Below are 18,364 nucleotides of genomic sequence, written 5' to 3' on the forward strand. Positions count from 1 at the left end.
TCAGGAGTGTTTAATTTTTGTTGACAGGATGATCATCAGGGAGATGATAAGTCCGCCGATGCCGGTGAACAGAAACAGGTGCGGCAACATCACGATGAAGACGGCCAGGAACTGCCCGCCGAAAACGGCCATGGCATAATATCCCAGGCTGGCGCCCCGGTTTGCGGCGGTACTCATGCTGACGGTCATATGATTTAACAGCGGTATGGTGAATCCAAAACCGCCGCCAAGACATACGGCTGCCAGCAGCAGCGGCGCGGGCTGACCGGCGCTGTTCAGCAACAGGTTGCCCGCGGCCAGGAGGGCAAAGCCGGTGGCGAGCGTCAAACGTTCTGAAATACGTTTTACCGTTACCGTTAGACAGCCGGCTGCCATTACCGCCAGGAGAGAGATAGCGCCCATATAACAGCCGGTCTGCGTGGCGCTGAACTGCACACGCTGATGCAGTAACCCCGGCAACTCAAGGATACAGGTGAAGAATAGTAACATAGCGGCTGCCGCTCCGGCTACGACCGGATACAGCTCCGTTGTTGCCGGCAGGCTGCCGGAATCCGCTGTAATCCCGGGCTGCGGGCGCTTAGGCACGCAGCCTGCGAGCAGCAGCCATAATACCCATGCCAGCAGGTAGATACAGAAGGGCAACCGCCAATCGATATCACCGAGCATGCCACCTGCCACAAGAAAGAATGCACCGCCCAGTTCAATGGCCATTCCCTGTAGGGCCATCATTTTTAACCTCGCTGTACCCTGGAAATGGATGGCCAGCAGCGCGGTGCCGGCAGACATGATGGCCGCGGTGGCGCCGCCCAGCAAAAAGCGTATACAAAGTATCAGCAACGGCGGAAGAGGAAATATGGCCGCAATGCCCAGCAGGCCGTAGCCTGCAAGTCCCGCCTGCATAACGGTATAGGCACCTCTCCGGTCTATAAAAACACCGGTGAAGGGAGAGAACACTACCACACCCAGCGACGGCAGGGTGATCAGCCAGCTGCCCATAGCACCCATATGTAACTGAGGTGCTATGAGATGGAGCGATGGCGCGATGGCTGTGCCCACCATAATGGTAAGGCAGCTGGTCAGCAGGAGGGTAGTGGTGCCTGCTACAGACAGTTTCTGCATAAGTATTATGTAAGCATGAAAGGAAGGCTACCAGGGAAGCGGAGCTTTGTCGCCGTTTTTGTTTTCTGCATAATACAGTGACGGCAGGAAGCGGGAGAGGTAACTGAATTCAGAATAACAATGCACCATCAGCTGTAAGCCTGTTTCGTCAGGAACGGCATGTTGCGCATCCGGGGCAGCGGCGCCGAGATAAAAACGGCTCCGCAGCACGCAACCCCATGGCGTATCGCGCAGAATATGGAACATATACCCGTCCAGCGGATCGCCATCGGCATCCAGTGGGGTGTCTTTCCCAAAGCCGATGCGGGCATATACGGCGGCAGAGACCTCGTTGCGGGCATAGGCCACTTCCAGCAGATGCGGGTTGAACACCTCCGCCGGATGATGGAACCTGATCGTGGCAGGTACCGGCGGAATACTGCCCAGCGACTCGGTGGCATGGATCGTAGCACCGATGTAATTTTCGTTCTGTTTCCAGTGCTGGTCCCAGCCGCCGTGTAACACATGGTCATGCGGATGCCACCATTTGATATGCTGCGTGGTCTCGAAAAAAGTAAACCACCAGTTTACCATACGGCCGCTGCAACCATGAAGGTCTGTCCTGACAGACACCTGCAGCATGCCGTTGGACAACCGGCGGATGCCCGTCTCCAGCAGCATCGGCCTGGCAGACAGCAGCTGATCAATATCCGTAAACAGTTCTTTTTCCAGGGCTGTACTTTTTTTCATATGCTCTTCTTTTTAGGGAATGATGAATGTTGACAGCTCAAATGTAGACCTGACGGGAGATTGAAAAACTTGATCAGCGTTAAGTTTTATACCGGCTTTTTTTAAGTATGCGGCTGTAGGCTTCCGCGGTGATGCCGAGGTACATAGCGATGTATTTGTAAGGTACCAGCCGGATAATATCGGGGTAGTGTTCCCGCAGCTGATGTACCATTTCTTCTTTGCTGTAGAGAAGTTTCATATCCGTCAGCCAGATGTCTTCCGCCATGATCTCCAGTATCATTTTTCTGAACAGTACGCCGGGACCGTTGCTCCGGTAATAATGCCGCAAAAATTCAACGGCGGGAATGCTGATGACGGTGCATGGGGTGATACTGATGATCTGGAACCGGGAAGGGACCTGCGTCAGCAGGCTGTCAAAATTGGTGCATAAGGTACCGGGGAGAAAGAAACGGCCGATAACGGTTTTGTCTTCCACGCTGAATTCGGAGGCCACGATGCCCGCTGCTGTCAGCAATACTTCTTCGCTGCGTTTGCCCCTTTTGAGAATGATGGCGTTCTTTTTATAGGTGCGGACCTCGGCGCTATCGATAAGACCGGCCCACTCCGGGTCATCCGGCTGAAAAGAGGGGCCGGCCTTTGCCTGCAGGAAAGCTGTTATCTCATCCATAACTATGATATGTTCGGCGCGAATATAGTCATAATCCGCAGAGCGCTGCCCTGGCAAACTGTGGATGCATCCATGGGGTTTACAGGAACAGAATGTAATGAAATTGTTAGATATTGATATTTTTCGATGTATTTGGCTGCTATTTGAATCTAATCAATTAAATTGAGGCGTTTATAGTTTTAACTTAATTTATTTATGAAACAAACAGTACCTGCAATTGTCTTGCTGCTGACGCTGGCTGCCTGTGGTGGCGGCGCTTCTACCGACCAGGCAAAAACGGAAGAAAAAAAAGAAGCGGCTGTGGCCACCGGCGCAGCCTATGTAATTGACACTGCTACAACTGCCGTTCAATGGCGCGCCACCCACAAAGGTGGATTTGCTCCGCGTTTTGGTACTATCAAAGTAACCGATGGTACGCTCAATGTAGAAAACGGCGCTATCAGCAGCGGCAGCTTTAATGTTGACCTGAATGCGCTGGCAGTAGACCCTGCCTCTATTACTGAGCCGGAAAAGAAAGCCGCCGACCTGGAAGGCCATCTGAAAAGCGGTGACTTTTTTGACGTGGCGAAGTATCCGTCCGCAAAATTCGTGATCACCGGGGTAGCTCCTTACGACAGCACCAAACAGAAAAGCCTGCTTCCGGGCGCCACTAATCTTATCAGCGGCAACCTGACCCTGAAAGACAGCACCCTGAACATTACTTTCCCTGCACAGGTTACCGTAGGTGCAAACGACGTTGTTGCCAACGCGAAGTTTGTGATCGACAGATCTGCCTGGGGAATCAACTACAAAACAGAAGGCAGCCCTGAAAACTGGATGATCAGCAAAGATGTTGAAATCGGTTTTAGCCTGAAAGCGGCCAAGAAGTAAAATTCTTCTGCATAAAAACGGGGCTGTAGCAATACAGCCCCGTTTTTAGTTAAATTACCTTTCTCCTTTTAACACCCTGATGACTTCCGTATTATACATCAGCGTGTATTTAGCTTTGATCACATTGATTTCCGCCACATTATAATCCAGCAGTGCTTTATTGTATTCCATCGCGCTGGTCTCACCAATGTCATACCGTTCTTTCATGGCGTAAAAATTTTTTTCCAGCGCATGATGCTGCACCTGCAATACCTGGTATTCCTTCACTGATTTCTGATATTCCTGTATAGCGAGTAACAGCACCTTCTCACGCTCTGTTTTTACTTTATTCAGCGCAGATTGTTTGTTTTCCAGGTCTAGTTTTAATTTGCTGATGTTATTGCGCGTTTTAAAGCCGTCGAAGACAGGCACGGAGAGCGATAAACCGAAATTCAGGGACCTGTTCTGGTCGGCCTGCGTCCAGAAAGGCATGTAATGATCGCTTCCGAAATCCCTGCGAACAGAAGAATAATTGGTGCCGTATGCACCGAAGAAACTCAGCGTAGGGTAATAGGGCGCTTTCGCATATTTTAAATTCAAAGCGGACTGACGAACGGACAGTTCGGCCAGTTTGACGGCCGGGTCCTGTGCCGGCGTACCAGCGGACGGCTGCCCGCCCGGCGCCGTTATTTCCAGGTTGGGTGTTTCCAGGAATACGGAGTCGGTCAACGGTATTCCCAGCATTTGTTTGAGAGAAATAAGGCTGCTGTTGTACGCCGTATTACTGACAATGCTGTTTAGCTCATTGTTGGCTACCTGGCTTTCTGCCTGCGTTACATCCACCAGCGTGTTGGTCTCCAGTTCATATTTGGTGCGTTCTTCTTCCAGTTGTTGTTGCGCAAAATGTAATTGTTTCAGGTTGACTTCATACAGCGACCGGCTGGCCGTGGCATCGAAATACCTGGACAGCAGTTCCAGTTTAAGCGACTGACTAAGCTGGTTTTTTTGCAGTTCCCTGCTTTCCAGGCTCAGTAAAGACTGTTTGAGTTTACTGATCTGGCTGAATCCCTGGAACACCGTGGCGCGCGTACTGATATTCGCATTGGCGGTATTCGTCCATTTATTGCCGGTCACCAGCTGCCCGGCGATCTGGTCAAAGGCAAGCCCGAGATTATAAGTGTGGCCTGCACCGAAAGACAGCGTGGGAAGAAAGCCGTTACGGGCGTCCTTCACCTCCACCCTGGCAAGCAATACCGTGATGTTGGCCTGGCGTACGTCTTCATTTTGTGTCAGCAATAAGGAAAAGGACTGGTCCAGGTTCAGTTTTGCCTGACACACAGCAGCGCTGTTGATAACACAGCCAAGGAAGGTTAACAAAAGGGCGTTTCGCATCTGTTCACATTATTTATGTTCAGCATTAAATTCTTCTTCTTTTAAGGGTGGTAACAGGGTGTTTTTCTATAGGTGTCCGGGGAAAATATTTCGCTGTCAACTTAGTAAGGGCATAGGTTTCAGCGAAATAACCACTTAGGAATTTTTCATGTTATTTATTTGTTAAGTAAAAACGAATTTAGAATAAAAAGTTTTTTATATTGAGAAAAATTATTTTGTCCCGTTACTATGACCCTATTGATGATGTTTGCCCACAGGAAAGAGCATGATCTCTTTAATATCTGTCCTTTTTTGCCGGAAAACCTGAAAGTCAACTTTACCAACAGCGGATTACCGGAGACACTATATAGCACGCACAAGTGTGTTTCAAACGGCTGCAGAACGGCCTGAGATAACGCATCTGTCCGTGCCGGCCGGACGTTTGCGCTGGTCCCGGGCAGAGTGGCGATAGTAACGGAAGTTTGAAACAGGACAGGCCTGAAGTGAGACAAGTAAAAACATGCTGAAACGTTTCCCATATTACAAGCAAATGGACATGATGGACTGCGGCGCCACCTGTCTGCGTATTATATTCAAATACTACGGACAGCTGGTGTCCATCCATAAAATACGGAAGCTCTGTCAGACAACAAAAAACGGCGTTAACCTGCTGGGCATCTCTGAAGCCGCTGAAAAGCTGGGATTCCGTACGCTGGGCGCACGCCTGAACCTGGAACAGCTGAGCCAGATAGAGCTGCCCTGTATCCTCCACTGGGACCAGAAGCACTTTGTGGTACTATACAAGATTAAGAAAGGTAAATATTATATCTCCGATCCGGCCGGCGGACTGGTTTCCTACGATGAGCGGGAGTTCAAAGCACATTGGTTCTCTGTGAAAGACCAGCATGACGGGCTCACGCTGATACTCAGTCCCGGCCCTGATTTTTACCAGATCGATGAAGATGAGCCTGTCCGGGCTTTAGGGTGGAACAAGGTATTTACCTATTTCTATAAATACCGGCGTTTATTCCTGCAACTGATACTGGGAATGGTGCTTGGCACCCTGTTGTCGCTGATAGCGCCTTTCCTGGCGCAGTCGGTAGTGGATATCGGTATCAATACAAAAAACATCAGCTTTATTAACCTCATCCTGATTGCGCAGCTGATGCTTTTTGTGGGCAGTACTGCAGTATCTTTCATCCGCTCATGGATCATGCTGCATATCAGTACCCGGGTCAATATCTCCATCCTGACAGATCTGCTGATCAAGATCATGAAACTGCCGATGGGGTTCTTCGACCTCAAAACGCATGGCGACATTATGCAGCGCATGGCCGATCAGCAACGCATCGAGGCGTTTCTGACCGGCAGTACGCTGAATACCCTTTTTTCACTGGTGAACATGCTCATTTTCGGCAGCCTGCTGATCATCTACAATAAAACCATTTTCCTGGTCTTTATCATATCCACCGCGCTGTATACCGCGTGGATACTGGCCTTTATGCGGTACCGGCGGGAGCTGGACAACAAGCGGTTTAAGATATCTTCCGAAAACCAGACTTACATGGTGGAGATGATACAGAGCATGCAGGACATCAAACTGAACAACGCCGAAAAGCGGAGACGCTGGGGATGGGAGACGTTGCAGGCCAAACTGTTCCGTTTCCGGGTACAGAGCCTGGCGTTGTCTCAGTACCAGTCTGTCGGATCGATGGCCATCAACCAGGCGAAAGGCATCCTCATCACCTACATATCGGCCAAAGCGGTGATCGACGGTGAAATTACCCTGGGAGGCATGATGGCGGTCCAGTATATCGTAGGCATGGTCAGTAACCCGGTAGAGTCGTTGTTGAGCTTCCTGCAGTCTTACCAGGATGCAAAAATAAGTCTTGAACGCCTCAATGAAATCTACGAGACGGAAGAAGAAGTGGATATCCGAAAGGACTACCTGACCAAACTGCCCAACGATGCATCCATAGAGCTGCGCAATGTCACCTTCCGCTATTATGGTGCAGGCAATGAACCGGTATTTACTAAGCTGAATCTAACCTTCCCTGCGGGTAAAACTACGGCCATCGTAGGCGCCAGCGGCAGCGGCAAGACAACCATCCTGAAACTGCTGCTGCGTTATTATAACCCCGAAGAAGGCGAGATACTGGTAGGCGGAAAGCGGCTGGACCAGATTGATTTTGGTGTCTGGAGAGATAGTTGCGGCTCCGTGTTGCAGGACAACTACGTATATGCGGATACGATAGAGCGAAATATCGCTATCAATGATGAGTTCCCCGACGCCGACAGGCTGCAGCATGCGGTGCATATCGCCAATATGGAAGATTTTATTGCCGGGGAGCCTTTCGGGCTGGCGACCAAAATCGGTACGGCCGGAAAAGGCATCAGCCAGGGCCAGCGGCAGCGGTTGATGATAGCCCGCGCCGTTTACAAAGCCCCCGTCTTTATCTTTCTCGATGAAGCCACCAATTCGCTGGACGCCAACAATGAAAAAGCCATCGTGGAAAAGCTGGACCGTTTTTTTGACCAGCGCACGGTGATTGTGGTGGCGCATCGCCTCAGCACCGTAAAAAATGCCGATAACATCATCGTGCTGGAGAAAGGCAATATCGTAGAGCAAGGTACGCATCAGGAGCTGACGGCTAAACGCGGAAAATATTTTGAGCTGGTAAAAAACCAGCTGGAACTGGGAAATTAAGATCATGGCAAAGCAAAACTACCCGGAAGCAGATATCCATTCAGAAGATCTCCAGGAGATCATCACCAAGCCGCCATCCTGGCTCATGAAAAGGGGCATATCCTTCGTGTTGCTGACGGTGTTGCTCATCATCGGTCTTTCAGTGTTTATCCGTTACCCTGAAATGGTACAGGTATCCATGAAATTTAACACCAGTAATGCACCCAAAGCGCTCGTCAGTAAGGTGAACGGCAACCTCGTGAAGATACTGGCCCGGGAAGGGCAATGGGTGGAGAAAAACACAGACATCGCCTATGTGGAAAGTATCGCGGAGCACCGGCAGGCCATCGACATCCTGAGCCGGCTGAAAGAAATACGCAACAACGGCACCACCATGCAGGACCTCACAGATCTTGTGGCCCCCACAGAGCTGGACCTCGGAGAATTGCAGGGCAGCTATCAGAATTTCTATACGGCTTATCTCAACTATAAGGCAGTCAACAGAGAGGGAATATTACAGAAGCGGAAACACTTCATACAGAACGAGGTGCAGTATGTAAACGATCAGAACGCCCGTACAGAAGAGATCTACAAACTGCAGAAAGATGAGCTGGCCCTCGCGGAAGCGGAGTATGAAAAGTACCGGCTGCTGGCGGAAAAGCGGATCATCAGCCCGCTGGAGCTGCAGCGGAAAAAAGCGGTACTGCTTGCCAAGCGGCAGGTGATCCCGCAGATGGAGAATACGCTTATCAGTAACCGGAGCGCGTTGTCTGCCAAAGACAAAGAGCTGTCCGAGATAGATAACCAGATTATCGAAGAAGAAAAAAAGTTTTACCAGTCGCTGAATACTTTTATCAGCGATGCGGAGAACTGGAAAAAACAATATGTCATCACCACTCCTTCTGCCGGCTATCTGGTTTATGGAGATTTCTTACAGGAAAACCAGCTGCATAAAACGGGCGACATCCTGTTTTACATCAATGCCGGGAAAAACGATTACTACGGCGAGGTGCTGATCCCGCAGGCGGCATCATCGAGAGTAAAAAAAGAACAGAAGGTGATGATCAGGGTACGCAGTTATCCCTACCAGGAATATGGCTACCTGAAAGGAAAGGTGGATTATATTTCGGATATCCCTGTCCGGGACAGCCTGTTTTTCTCCAGGGTGGCGCTGGTGAGGACAGCCGCAGATTCTGTGATTAAGCTGAAGCCGGGCATCCTGGCGGATGCGGAGATTATTACCGAAGACCAGTCTATTTTCCGGCGGATCTGGCTGAACCTGACAAAGTCACTGAAATATTAAAGCTGTTGGCCGCGCCGGTTATTTTAACCATGCCATCAGTGTAACGGCGCAGAGCCATCCCATGATCAGCACCACGCACCAGCCCGCGGCCTGCAGCCACACCGGATATTTGTAGGCGCCCATCAGTTTCTTTTTTACCGAGGCTACCAGGATGACTGCCAGCGCTACCGGCAGAATAAGGCCATTGAGTGCGCCGGCTGTAATTAAAAGCTGTACCGGGTTCCCGAGGAAGACAAAAACGATGGTCGAGAATACAATGAAGAAAGAGATGATCCAGCGTTCATACACCTGTATCAATGGATGGAATGTTTTGAGAAAAGATACGGAGGTGTAGGCGGCGCCCACCACAGACGTAATCGCTGCGCACCACATCACCACGCCAAAGAAGCGATAGCCGGCCATACCGGCTACGATGCGGAATACGGATGCCGGCGGATTGCTGCTGTCCAGCGTAAAGCCTTTGGCGACTACGCCCAGCGTAGCGAGAAACAGCACGGAGCGCATAATACCGGTGATAATGATGCCGCTGACGGCGCTCCTGTTGACCATTTTTAACTGGCCCGTCCCGCTGATGCCCGCATCCAGCAACCGGTGCGCGCCGGCGAAACTGATATATCCGCCGACGGTTCCGCCTACCAGCGTGACGATCGCTTTGGTGTCGATGACGGAAGGCCAGAAGGTTTGCCGGACGGCTTCTCCGAGCGGAGGAGTGGAGCTGACAGCGATGTAGACGGTCAGTAATACCATCAGTAACCCCAGCCAGCGGGTGAACTGATCGAGCATATACCCCATCTCTTTTATCCAGAAAATAAACAGGGCAATACCGCAGCTGAGCAGTGCGCCATACATCGTGTCCATGCCGGTGATGACCTGTATGCCCAGTCCGCATCCGCCGATGTTGCCGATGTTGAATGCCAGTCCGCCGAGTACTACCAGTGCGGCCAGCAGGTAACCGAGTCCCGGCAGCAGGTCGTTGGCGAGGTCTTGTGCGCGGCGTTCCGTGATCGCCAGCACGCGCCATATGTTGAGCTGCGCGCCAATATCCAGTAAGATGGAGATCAGCACCACAAAGCCGAAGGCGGCGCCCAGCTGCCAGGTGAAAACGGTGGTTTGTGTCAGGAAGCCCGGACCGATAGCTGAGGTGGCCATCAGGAAAGCGGCGCCCATGATGGCGGAAGATTTTTGTTTACTCACGGATGTTGAATCGTTAGGTGATGATGAAGCAGGGCGGCGTGGATGGCGCGGGCATATTCCAGTGCATGGGGGCCGTCGCCATGTATGCAGATGGTTTCTGCTTTCAGCGGAATTGTTTTTCCGGACCGGGCAGTTACCTCTTGCCGGGTGACCATCTGCAGTACCTGTTGGATGGCCAGTGTTTCATTTTCAATCATCGCGCCGGGTTGGGAACGGGGTGTCAGCGAGCCGTCATCCTGGTAGGTCCTGTCCGCAAATACTTCGCTGACCGTTTTCAGGCCGGCCGCCGCTGCTTCGCTGATCAGGGCGCTGCTGCTCAGCCCGAAGAGCCGCAGGCGGCTGTCGACATCCTTTACGGCCTTTGCGATAACGGCGGCCATCGCCGGCGTACGGGCGGCCATGTTATACAGGGCGCCATGTGGTTTTACATGCTGCAGCGGTACGCCATGTGCGCGGCAGATGATCTGCAGGGCATATACCTGTGTGGACACCAGGTCGTACAGCGCGGCATCTGACAGCTGTTGCTCGCTGCGTCCGAAGTTCTCCAGGTCTGCGAAGCCGGGATGGGCGCCTATGGCTACATGATGATTGGCTGCCAGCGATACCGTTTTTTTCATGGTGTCGGCATTGCCGGCATGATAACCGCAGGCGATATTGGCACTGCTGATAAAGGGCATAATGGCCGCGTCGTTGTCCAGCCCTTCGCCCATGTCACAATTAAGGTCAATATGTTTCATATGGTGATAACCATTTTTCCAAACGTAACTGCGTTGCATGCTGCAGGTAGCGCAACGCTCTCTCCTGTTGCCACAGCAGTTTTTCTGCCGTTTCCCTGCCGGCAATGCTGAACTGTAATGACTGCCCCACCTGGTACTGCACCAGCGCGGGCATATCGGCGGTGATGACATGCGCAGCTACCGGGTAGCCGCCGGTGGTCTGGTGGTCTGCCATCAGTATGATCAGCTGGCCATCGGGGAGGAGCTGTATGGCCCCCCTGCATATGCCGGCAGACAATTGCTCTTCTTTCCTGCTGGTGCGCAGGGACGCCCCGTTCAGCCGGAACCCCATACGGTCGCTGTGTGGCCCTATGCGGAAATTGCCGGTGAGGAGCTGTTGCTGCGAAGGAGCATCCAGCATGTCCCAGCAGGCGCCGGGCAAAATACGGATGGTGTCCTGTTTATTATACAGGTGACCGGTGGCGGCCGTCCAGGGAAGTATTTCCGTTGACGGGCCGCTGGCATGCTGCGGCGTTTTGTTGAGCGGAAGCCTGTCCCCCTTACGGAGGGCCCTGCCTTGAAAGCCGCCCTGGGCCACCTTGAGGTGCGTGCTGCAGCTGCCAAGCCAGGGTGCCAGTGAAAAGCCGTGGCGGACGGCAAGGTAGCAGCGCGCGCCGCTACGCAGCTTTTCAAAGGCAAGCGTAGCGCCTGCGGGAACATACAGCGGCGTATGCAGCGGTACGGCCCGGCCGTTGACGGTAGCGCCGAAGTCGGCGCCTGACAAGGCGATCAGGGCAGGGGCTTCAAACAGGTATTTGCCGGCCGGGAAATGTAATTCCAGCAACGCTTCGCCTGCCGCATTACCGGTAAGCCCGTTGGCAACGGCCATGGCTATACGGTCCATGACACCGCCGGGATTGATCCCGAGGTGCTGAAAACCATATCTGCCTTTGTCCTGTATGGTGTCCATAATGCCCTGTTGTACTATTACGATGCTCATTGCTCCTGTTGTATCTGTCTGAAAACTTCGAGGGTGACCGGGATGAACTGTACACGGTCGCCCGGATGGCAATAACAGGGGTCGGCGCTGGTAGCGTCAAACATCCGCAAAGGTGTTTGCCCTATTATATTCCAGCCGCCGGGGGAAGCCAGCGGGTAGATGCCTGTCTGCGCTCCTGCAATGCCGACGCTGCCGGCAGGTACCTGTAGCCGCGGCTGCTGCCTGCGCGGCGTCTCCAGCGCTGCACATACTTTCCCCATGTAAGGAAATCCCGGCAGGAAACCTGTCAGGTATACCGTATATATTGTCTGTGAATGCCATGCGATGATATCCGCAATGGTTACATTCCTGGAGGCGGCCATCTCCGTGATGTCAGGGCCAAGTGAAGGGTCATAACATACCGGGATGCGCAGCTCGCGGGGAGCAGGCGCGGTGGTGGCTTCCTGCGTTTTTATTTTCTTTGCAATATAGGCCGTCAGCCACTGTAACCCCGGTACCCGCTCGTTGTTCCTGATCTGCGCCGCATCATATACGATCGTTAAAGAAGCATAAGCCGGTATCAGGTCAAGGAGGTAGGGAGACGGTGAAGTATGGAGACAATGATACATTTTCATCACTTCCTGATGTATCGCCATGCTTATTTCCTGCTCCCATTGCAGGATAGCAGCGTGATCTCCGAGAGGATGTATGACATAGCCTGGCTTCATGGTAACAAGATAATACTTTTACTGCGGGAAAAACGGCGGCAGCAGTAAATTTATCAGCAGCAGTGATGGTCCAGAATTAATAAATACCGCTGGTCCGGTTGCGGCGGACGACTTTTTCCGGTAGGTTGCACCGTCTTTACTTTTTAAATAGTGCGCAGATGTTAAGACGGTGGAAGATTACCATCCAATGGGATAAAAAGGCCGGCCGGCCCATCTATCTCCAGATTGCGGATGCTGTTATGAAAGATATCCGGTCGGGGAGACTGCAACCGGGAGATGCCCTGCCGGGCAGCCGTGACCTGGCGCAGCTGCTGAAGGTGAACCGGAACACGGTCGTGGAAGCGTTGAATGAACTACTGACAGAAGGATGGATCGTGTCAAAAGAACGAAAGGGCACTTTTGTGGCCGAACAATTTCCCCGGACCGGGGGACAACAGGAGGAGGCTCCTGCCGCCACGGGGCACGGACAGCAAAGGTTCAGCGTACAGTTCGATGACGGCCACCCCAGCAGTAAAATAGCGCCGGTAGCCTCGCTGGCGAGGGCGTACCGGGAAATTTTCCAGCGGAAAGCGAAGTGGCAGGCCATGTCGTACGTAAACCCTTATGGAGAGACCTCTTTCAGAAAGGAAATCGCCCTGATGCTCAATCACCAGCGTGGTATGCGCGTCCGGGAAAACGACCTCTGTATCACCAGGGGCAGCCAGATGGCGATGTACCTGGCAGCACACTGCCTGTTCAGCAAAGGAGATTACGTGCTGGTGGAAAACCCTGGCTATAAGCCGGCCTGGAACGCGTTTGAAAGCGCCGGCGCCAGGTTGCTGCCGGTAGCGGTTGACGGAGAAGGATTAGTAATAGCTGATGTGAAAAAGTATCTCCGGTCCCGTAAAATAAAAGCAGTTTATATCACGCCGCACAGGCAATATCCCACCACGGTAACATTAAGCCAGCAACGACGGCTGGAGCTGATCAGGCTTTCCAATGAGCATGGCTTCAAAATACTGGAAGACGACTATGATAATGAGTTTCATTTCGGACAACGTCCTGTATTGCCATTGTGCAGTTTCCCGGAACTGCAGCACTATGTATACATCGGGACCCTCAGCAAGGTAGTGGCGCCGGCTTTACGTATAGGCTATATGGTGAGCAGCGACCGTGCGATGATGGAACGCGTAGGTGCGCTCCGTAAAATCATCGATGTGCAGGGCGATATCATTATGGAGCATGCTGTGTTGCAACTCATTAAAGACGGCACCATCAGGCGGCATATAAAAAAGGCTTCACATTATTACAAAACGGTCCGGGATATAACAGCCGGTTTGCTGGACGAATACTTATCAGAGAAAACACATTATACGGTACCGGAAGGGGGACTGGCGTTCTGGCTGGTGCCCAGAATGAAAGTGGATTGGCTTAAACTCTCCGAAAGCCTGAAGGCAAAAGGGGTATTGATCATTACGCCGGAAAGCTTCAGTTACGGAACGCCGGTCAATGGCCTCCGGCTGGGCTATGCGGCACTCTCGGAGGAACAGCTGCGCGACGGTATCAAAGTGTTGTCCGCACTGCTCTGAAAAAAAGCCCAACCTGCGGCGACAGGTTGGGCAACAAGGGTCTTATTACCGGTTGGATTAACCTTTTACGTCTGCCATGGAGGCGCCAAAGTTGATATGTAACACATGGCCGGCCGGCGTTAACAATGCCGGTACAGATTTTACGCCTGCGGCTTCCGCTTCGGCGATGCGTTTTCTGTCGTTGCCGAGATGCACGACTTCCACTTTTTGCTCACCGATTAATTGAATGATATCTTGTTCAGCGCTCACACAGACAGGGCATCCTGCATGATAGAAAATCGACTTTTCCATTTTTTTGACTTTTGATGTTAGGAATAATTGTCGATGTAAAAATAGGGAGCCTGGCCAGCGGGTTTATGGTCCAGTTTTTTGTTTTTCGGGGCAAACTGGCCGGAGGCCACATTGCCGCGTGTTGCAGGTTATCTGTCGCCCAGCCACTGTAAAAATGCGGTAGCCTTTTCCCTGCCTACGATGAGTTTTTCAGGTGTTTTAATAACGAGGGTGACGGTCAGCCTCCGGTCAAAATAGTGCTGTACTTCCCGGACCGCTTTAAAGGCGATGATGTACTGGCGGTTGATCCGGTAGAAGTCCTGTGGCGCCAGCAGGCGCTGTATTTCATCCAGCGGTTCTTTCACCGGGTATTCATGGTTTTCGTCCGTTACGGCAAAAACGCCGGCCGCCGATTTATAAAAGTATTTTATCTCGCTGGTGGAGAGGTTGATATAACTGTGTTGCTGAAATACCAGGAAGCTGGTTTTGCCCTGCTTTTCTCCTGTGATGGATTTAAGGAGGTCGAGCAGCCGGGTGTCTGCCTGTGCCGTGCGTTGAAAGAAACTGCTGAAATGTTCCACTTTGAGCAGGGCGTTTTCTATATCGGCTTTGGTAAAGGGCTTGAGGATATAGTCAATGCCATTGTTTTTAAAGGCTTGCGTGGTGTATTCGCTGTAAGCGGTACAGAAGATAACGGGAGCCTCTACCTGTACTGATTTGAAGATGTCGAAACAGGTGCCGTCGGTTAACTGTATGTCCATGAAGATCAGGTCAACAGGCTCTTTCCGGCCGAACCATGAAACCGCTTCTTCTACACTTTGGACCGTGCCTGCGATGATGGTGTCCGGCCTTACCGCCAGTAAATGCCGTGTCAGCGCGCTGGCCGTCTTCACCTCATCTTCTATGATCAGTATTTTCATATATCAGCGGTAGTTTAACGATAAAATGGCTTTCCGGTTTAATAACGGCCACTTCCTGTTGCGTGATGAAGCCATATCTCCCTTTGATGTTATCCAGCCCAACGCCGGCAGATTGTTCGTTTTCCCGGAATTGGTAATTGTTTTTAACAATCAGGTAATCATTCTCTGTGTAAATATCTATAAACAAAGGCTTCTTTTTAGTAAAAGCATTGTGTTTGATACAGTTTTCCACGAGCAGCTGCAGCGTGAAAGGAGGGATAAAACTGCGCATGGACTGCTCATCGATCTCCAGGCGGACCACAATACTATCCTCATAGCGTGAATGCAGCAAAAACAGGTAGGCTTCCAGTACTTCCGTTTCTTTGGAGAGCGGTATTACATCTTCTTTTGTGCTTTCAAGCGAGAAACGGTAGAAGTCTGATAGTTTAACGACAAAGTCGCCGGCATCTGTGTCCTGGATATCGATCATGGATTTTAGGGTGTTCAGGCTGTTGAACAGAAAATGCGGATCGATCTGCTGTTTTAGCAACTCGTACTGTGCGTGGATGTTCTCCGATTTTAATCTTTCCATCTGAAGTTTCACCTGTTGGGCGTCAGAATTCTGGTAAAGGAAAAAGACGACCATGGATATGGTGAGGTTGATGAGGATACCTCTGAACTGGTACATCATAAACATAGAGGAGAAGGAATAACGGGGGAACATCAGCTGGTGAAAAAGTACGAGAATAACCATGACCACCATGCCCAGCAGCAGGCTGAAGGCCAGTTTCCTGATGATCTTCGCTTTGGCCATGGAGACAATGGAGAACCTCGGTAAAGAAGACAGGTTGATATACCATACAAAAAGAGAGAATAAAAACGCGATAGACGCGTCTGCCGCAAGCTCCTTGAAAGTGATGTTCAACTGAAGGATTTTAGGTATCGACGCCAGTATCCCCATAAACAGGGAGCTTAGCCAGATGATACCGGACGGTACCCGGAAAATATGGTTGTTCCATCTCATTTTTGTGCCGGTGTTGGTGTTATAACGATGAAAGGTAATCTCTTTTTTTGACTATGGTGTGATGGCGGGTTGGAGCGATAACATCAGATGGATCCTGTCCCGCTTTTGCTGTTCACTGATGGTGTTGTCCCTGGTTAAGGACCGGCCGTCCAGCTTTTGATAGTCTGCAGCGGGTCCTGCACTGCGCAGGTTTGAAGTGGAGAGTGTTTCAATGGAAAGGAATTCGCCGGGCGTCATGGCTCCGAACCATACCGGGTCGTCGGCCAGTGTCCAGGTCACCAGCACCAGTTTCTTTTCACCCTCAACGATGGCGGTAGTATCTTTCAGGGCCGCGTATGCGGCTGCATTGCCGAAGAGCGTGCTTGTTCTTCCTGCTTTAGGATTGATAAAAGTGGTAATTGTTTTAAGATGCATCGTCTCGAGCCCAAAGGAGGCGGGGATGGCAGCGGCATCGTTCCGGTTTTCGGCCGGTTTTTGCCGGCAGGCGGTCAGCAGTAGCAGCAGGCAAATGAAGAGTGTATGTTTCATATTAATGTTGGATGGGTGCGGTGAAAACGAAGTCATTGTTTTTAACGGGACGGTGGCAGTTGATACATTCAGTCGTAAAAAGGGCGTTGGCGCCGTAAGGTTTCAACGCGGGCGTTTTGAACCGCGCCCATCCCCAGCCTTCCGTCGATGCGTATTTTTCCTTGTCTTTTATCATGTATTCCACCTGTTTAAACGCGCCGGCGGTGATGTTTCCTGCTGCTGTAGTCAACTGGTCCCACGCTACTTTGGCGAGGATGCTGCCGTTGGGCCATGGGTTGGTTTGATGCTGCCGGATGGCTTTCACGGCGATATCGTTCCCGTAAATGATCCTGATGGTGCCGTTATCCACCCGGAGGGTGGTGCTGATGGGCGTCCAGTCCTTGTATTCAGGGATGTACTGTACGCCGTTAGGCGCTTCCGGCAGTTTCGCCGGGGTATTTTTTGCGGAAGCAACCCATTGGGAGTATTGATTTTCCTGTGTTTTGTTTTTAGCGGTGTCCGGCCGTTGTTTGGGAGCAAGCGTAATGACGTATTTTTTAAGGACCTGCAGATCGCCGGCCGTGATTTTTGCTTCAGGATGCAGAGAGGTATAGCTTTCCAGGGGCATCACCCCGGCAATCGCCTGGTTTACCGATTCCCAGAGTTTAGCTGCCTGTTCCGGCTTTTCCATTTTATCCCACAGGGAGAAGTTTAAAACGCTCCTGCCACGTTTTACGTGATCTGCTACCAGCCAGTTGACAGGCGTGATACGATCGAACCAGCGGAGATGAACGGTATTGGAGTGACAGTCATAGCAGGACCGTTGCAGGATGGCCGCTACGTCATTCGGAAAGGTTTCCGGCGGCGTGGAAGGATACTGGTTGCTGATGTTGGGCCTGACAAATTGCACGAGCAGCAAAACAGTGAAGACCACCAGGATTACCTTCGTTTTTTTGTTTTTCATGGATGTTTTGTTTGATACAAAATAAGGGCATATTTCCCTGGGTAGCGTTCAATGGAATGCGAAACGGGCAAAATGACAATCGAGGTGTTCGTATACCGGTTTTAACAGCCACATATCTATCGTTGGCCACTGGTTCCGGCGCTGGACCAGGTCATTTTATGACTATATTACCTACGGGATGATGGAAGAAACGCCTTACAAGCTGAAAAAGGAGTTCCCTTCGCTGAATAATCTGCTGCTGGTCCGCGAGTACTCTATTGCTATGTACCCCTATGGCGATCCGTTGGAACCTTCGATTAATTTTATTGTTCCGGACCATATATCGGCGCATCCCTTTATCAGGCGGCTTAAGATGCTCATGTGCCGTATCATAGCTATCCAAAACGATTTTGCTTCCATTGAAAAAGAACTGGCGATCGATACAGAAGTGCTCAATATTATCCTGGTGATAAGACATCAGTATAAAGTCTCCATAGAAGAGGCCTGTAAGGAAGCTATGCGTATCCATGACGAGTATGTAAATGAATTTATGGAATTGCAGCAGCATCTTCCTGACCTTGGTGTTCATCAAAAAGATATGGAGCGGTTTGTTCACTATATGGCGTTGATGATTTCGGGATTGGAAGCCTGGTATCACAAGGGGAGATCTACACGGTATAAAACTCCCGGCGCTTATCCGGCGCCGGAATATGGAAGAAGGGTGTTGTAACGGAGGATCTGTTCGTAAATTAATATAAACTTAATAGCCTGTTATATAATGCCTGACATCTATCCGATAATTTTGACCCCGA

The 18,364-nt window shown here is 51.3% G+C and carries 18 protein-coding genes; 5 read left to right on the forward strand and 13 right to left on the reverse strand.

Annotated elements, in window-relative coordinates:
* The 3 genes from HF324_RS10435 to HF324_RS10445 all read right to left on the reverse strand — a co-directional run bounded on the left by HF324_RS10435 (position 1) and on the right by HF324_RS10445 (position 2,515).
* Complete coding sequence (locus tag HF324_RS10435) at positions 1 to 1,119, reverse strand: MFS transporter (protein ID WP_168802422.1); 1,119 nt, start codon at positions 1,117 to 1,119, stop codon at positions 1 to 3.
* Positions 1,120 to 1,146: 27 nt separating this feature from the next.
* Positions 1,147 to 1,848 (reverse strand): DAPG hydrolase family protein, encoded by a 702-nt coding sequence (locus tag HF324_RS10440; protein WP_168802423.1) that lies wholly within the window; start codon positions 1,846 to 1,848, stop codon positions 1,147 to 1,149.
* Positions 1,849 to 1,927: 79 nt separating this feature from the next.
* The gene (locus HF324_RS10445) at positions 1,928 to 2,515 is read right to left on the reverse strand and encodes a Crp/Fnr family transcriptional regulator (RefSeq protein WP_168802424.1); all 588 of its coding nucleotides are present in this window, start codon (positions 2,513 to 2,515) and stop codon (positions 1,928 to 1,930) included.
* 195 nt (positions 2,516 to 2,710) lie between these two features.
* Here HF324_RS10445 and HF324_RS10450 point away from each other — a divergent pair, with 195 nt between their 5' ends.
* Positions 2,711 to 3,385, forward strand: coding sequence for a YceI family protein (locus tag HF324_RS10450; RefSeq protein ID WP_168802425.1), 675 nt, complete (start codon positions 2,711 to 2,713; stop codon positions 3,383 to 3,385).
* A gap of 54 nt (positions 3,386 to 3,439) precedes the next feature.
* Here HF324_RS10450 and HF324_RS10455 read toward each other — a convergent pair whose 3' ends face one another.
* Entirely contained in the window at positions 3,440 to 4,756 is a 1,317-nt protein-coding gene (locus HF324_RS10455) for a TolC family protein (protein WP_168859730.1), read from the reverse strand.
* Positions 4,757 to 5,255: 499 nt separating this feature from the next.
* Here HF324_RS10455 and HF324_RS10460 point away from each other — a divergent pair, with 499 nt between their 5' ends.
* The gene (locus HF324_RS10460) at positions 5,256 to 7,442 is read left to right on the forward strand and encodes a peptidase domain-containing ABC transporter (RefSeq protein WP_168859731.1); all 2,187 of its coding nucleotides are present in this window, start codon (positions 5,256 to 5,258) and stop codon (positions 7,440 to 7,442) included.
* A gap of 4 nt (positions 7,443 to 7,446) precedes the next feature.
* Positions 7,447 to 8,724 carry an HlyD family secretion protein gene (locus HF324_RS10465; RefSeq protein ID WP_168802428.1) on the forward strand — a complete coding sequence of 426 codons (1,278 nt, stop codon included), beginning with the start codon at positions 7,447 to 7,449 and terminating at the stop codon, positions 8,722 to 8,724.
* Between the two features lie 18 nt (positions 8,725 to 8,742).
* Here HF324_RS10465 and HF324_RS10470 read toward each other — a convergent pair whose 3' ends face one another.
* From HF324_RS10470 to pxpB, 4 genes are read right to left on the reverse strand one after another with little or no spacing between them, the layout of a single operon-like run.
* Complete coding sequence (locus tag HF324_RS10470) at positions 8,743 to 9,918, reverse strand: NRAMP family divalent metal transporter (RefSeq protein WP_258539477.1); 1,176 nt, start codon at positions 9,916 to 9,918, stop codon at positions 8,743 to 8,745.
* The gene (locus HF324_RS10475) at positions 9,915 to 10,655 is read right to left on the reverse strand and encodes a 5-oxoprolinase subunit PxpA (RefSeq protein ID WP_168802429.1); all 741 of its coding nucleotides are present in this window, start codon (positions 10,653 to 10,655) and stop codon (positions 9,915 to 9,917) included. Before HF324_RS10475 ends, HF324_RS10470 begins: the two co-directional genes overlap by 4 nt.
* Positions 10,642 to 11,634 carry a 5-oxoprolinase subunit C family protein gene (locus HF324_RS10480; RefSeq protein WP_168802430.1) on the reverse strand — a complete coding sequence of 331 codons (993 nt, stop codon included), beginning with the start codon at positions 11,632 to 11,634 and terminating at the stop codon, positions 10,642 to 10,644. Before HF324_RS10480 ends, HF324_RS10475 begins: the two co-directional genes overlap by 14 nt.
* Positions 11,631 to 12,341, reverse strand: a complete 711-nt coding sequence (gene pxpB / locus HF324_RS10485) for a 5-oxoprolinase subunit PxpB (protein WP_168802431.1) — start codon at positions 12,339 to 12,341, stop codon at positions 11,631 to 11,633. Before pxpB ends, HF324_RS10480 begins: the two co-directional genes overlap by 4 nt.
* Before the next feature lie 158 nt (positions 12,342 to 12,499).
* Between pxpB and pdxR the strand changes: the two genes are divergently transcribed.
* A complete protein-coding gene (gene pdxR, locus HF324_RS10490; RefSeq protein ID WP_168802432.1) occupies positions 12,500 to 13,909 on the forward strand; it encodes a MocR-like pyridoxine biosynthesis transcription factor PdxR in 1,410 nt (469 codons plus the stop codon).
* A 57-nt stretch (positions 13,910 to 13,966) separates the two neighbouring features.
* Here pdxR and HF324_RS10495 read toward each other — a convergent pair whose 3' ends face one another.
* The 5 genes from HF324_RS10495 to HF324_RS10515 all read right to left on the reverse strand — a co-directional run bounded on the left by HF324_RS10495 (position 13,967) and on the right by HF324_RS10515 (position 17,573).
* Positions 13,967 to 14,200, reverse strand: coding sequence for a thioredoxin domain-containing protein (locus HF324_RS10495; RefSeq protein ID WP_168802433.1), 234 nt, complete (start codon positions 14,198 to 14,200; stop codon positions 13,967 to 13,969).
* Between the two features lie 128 nt (positions 14,201 to 14,328).
* Entirely contained in the window at positions 14,329 to 15,099 is a 771-nt protein-coding gene (locus HF324_RS10500) for a LytR/AlgR family response regulator transcription factor (RefSeq protein WP_168859732.1), read from the reverse strand.
* Positions 15,074 to 16,102 (reverse strand): sensor histidine kinase, encoded by a 1,029-nt coding sequence (locus HF324_RS10505; protein ID WP_168859733.1) that lies wholly within the window; start codon positions 16,100 to 16,102, stop codon positions 15,074 to 15,076. Before HF324_RS10505 ends, HF324_RS10500 begins: the two co-directional genes overlap by 26 nt.
* 51 nt (positions 16,103 to 16,153) lie before the next feature.
* Positions 16,154 to 16,630, reverse strand: a complete 477-nt coding sequence (locus tag HF324_RS10510) for a hypothetical protein (protein WP_168802436.1) — start codon at positions 16,628 to 16,630, stop codon at positions 16,154 to 16,156.
* A 1-nt stretch (position 16,631) separates the two neighbouring features.
* Positions 16,632 to 17,573, reverse strand: coding sequence for a heme-binding domain-containing protein (locus HF324_RS10515; RefSeq protein WP_168859734.1), 942 nt, complete (start codon positions 17,571 to 17,573; stop codon positions 16,632 to 16,634).
* Positions 17,574 to 17,751: 178 nt separating this feature from the next.
* On the opposite strand from HF324_RS10515, the gene HF324_RS10520 reads away from it, so the two are divergent.
* Positions 17,752 to 18,282 carry a terpene synthase family protein gene (locus HF324_RS10520; protein WP_168859735.1) on the forward strand — a complete coding sequence of 177 codons (531 nt, stop codon included), beginning with the start codon at positions 17,752 to 17,754 and terminating at the stop codon, positions 18,280 to 18,282.
* Positions 18,283 to 18,364: the final 82 nt, after the last annotated feature.

Origin of the sequence: Chitinophaga oryzae (assembly GCF_012516375.2) — a bacterium.
In the GTDB taxonomy this organism is placed as follows: domain Bacteria; phylum Bacteroidota; class Bacteroidia; order Chitinophagales; family Chitinophagaceae; genus Chitinophaga; species Chitinophaga oryzae.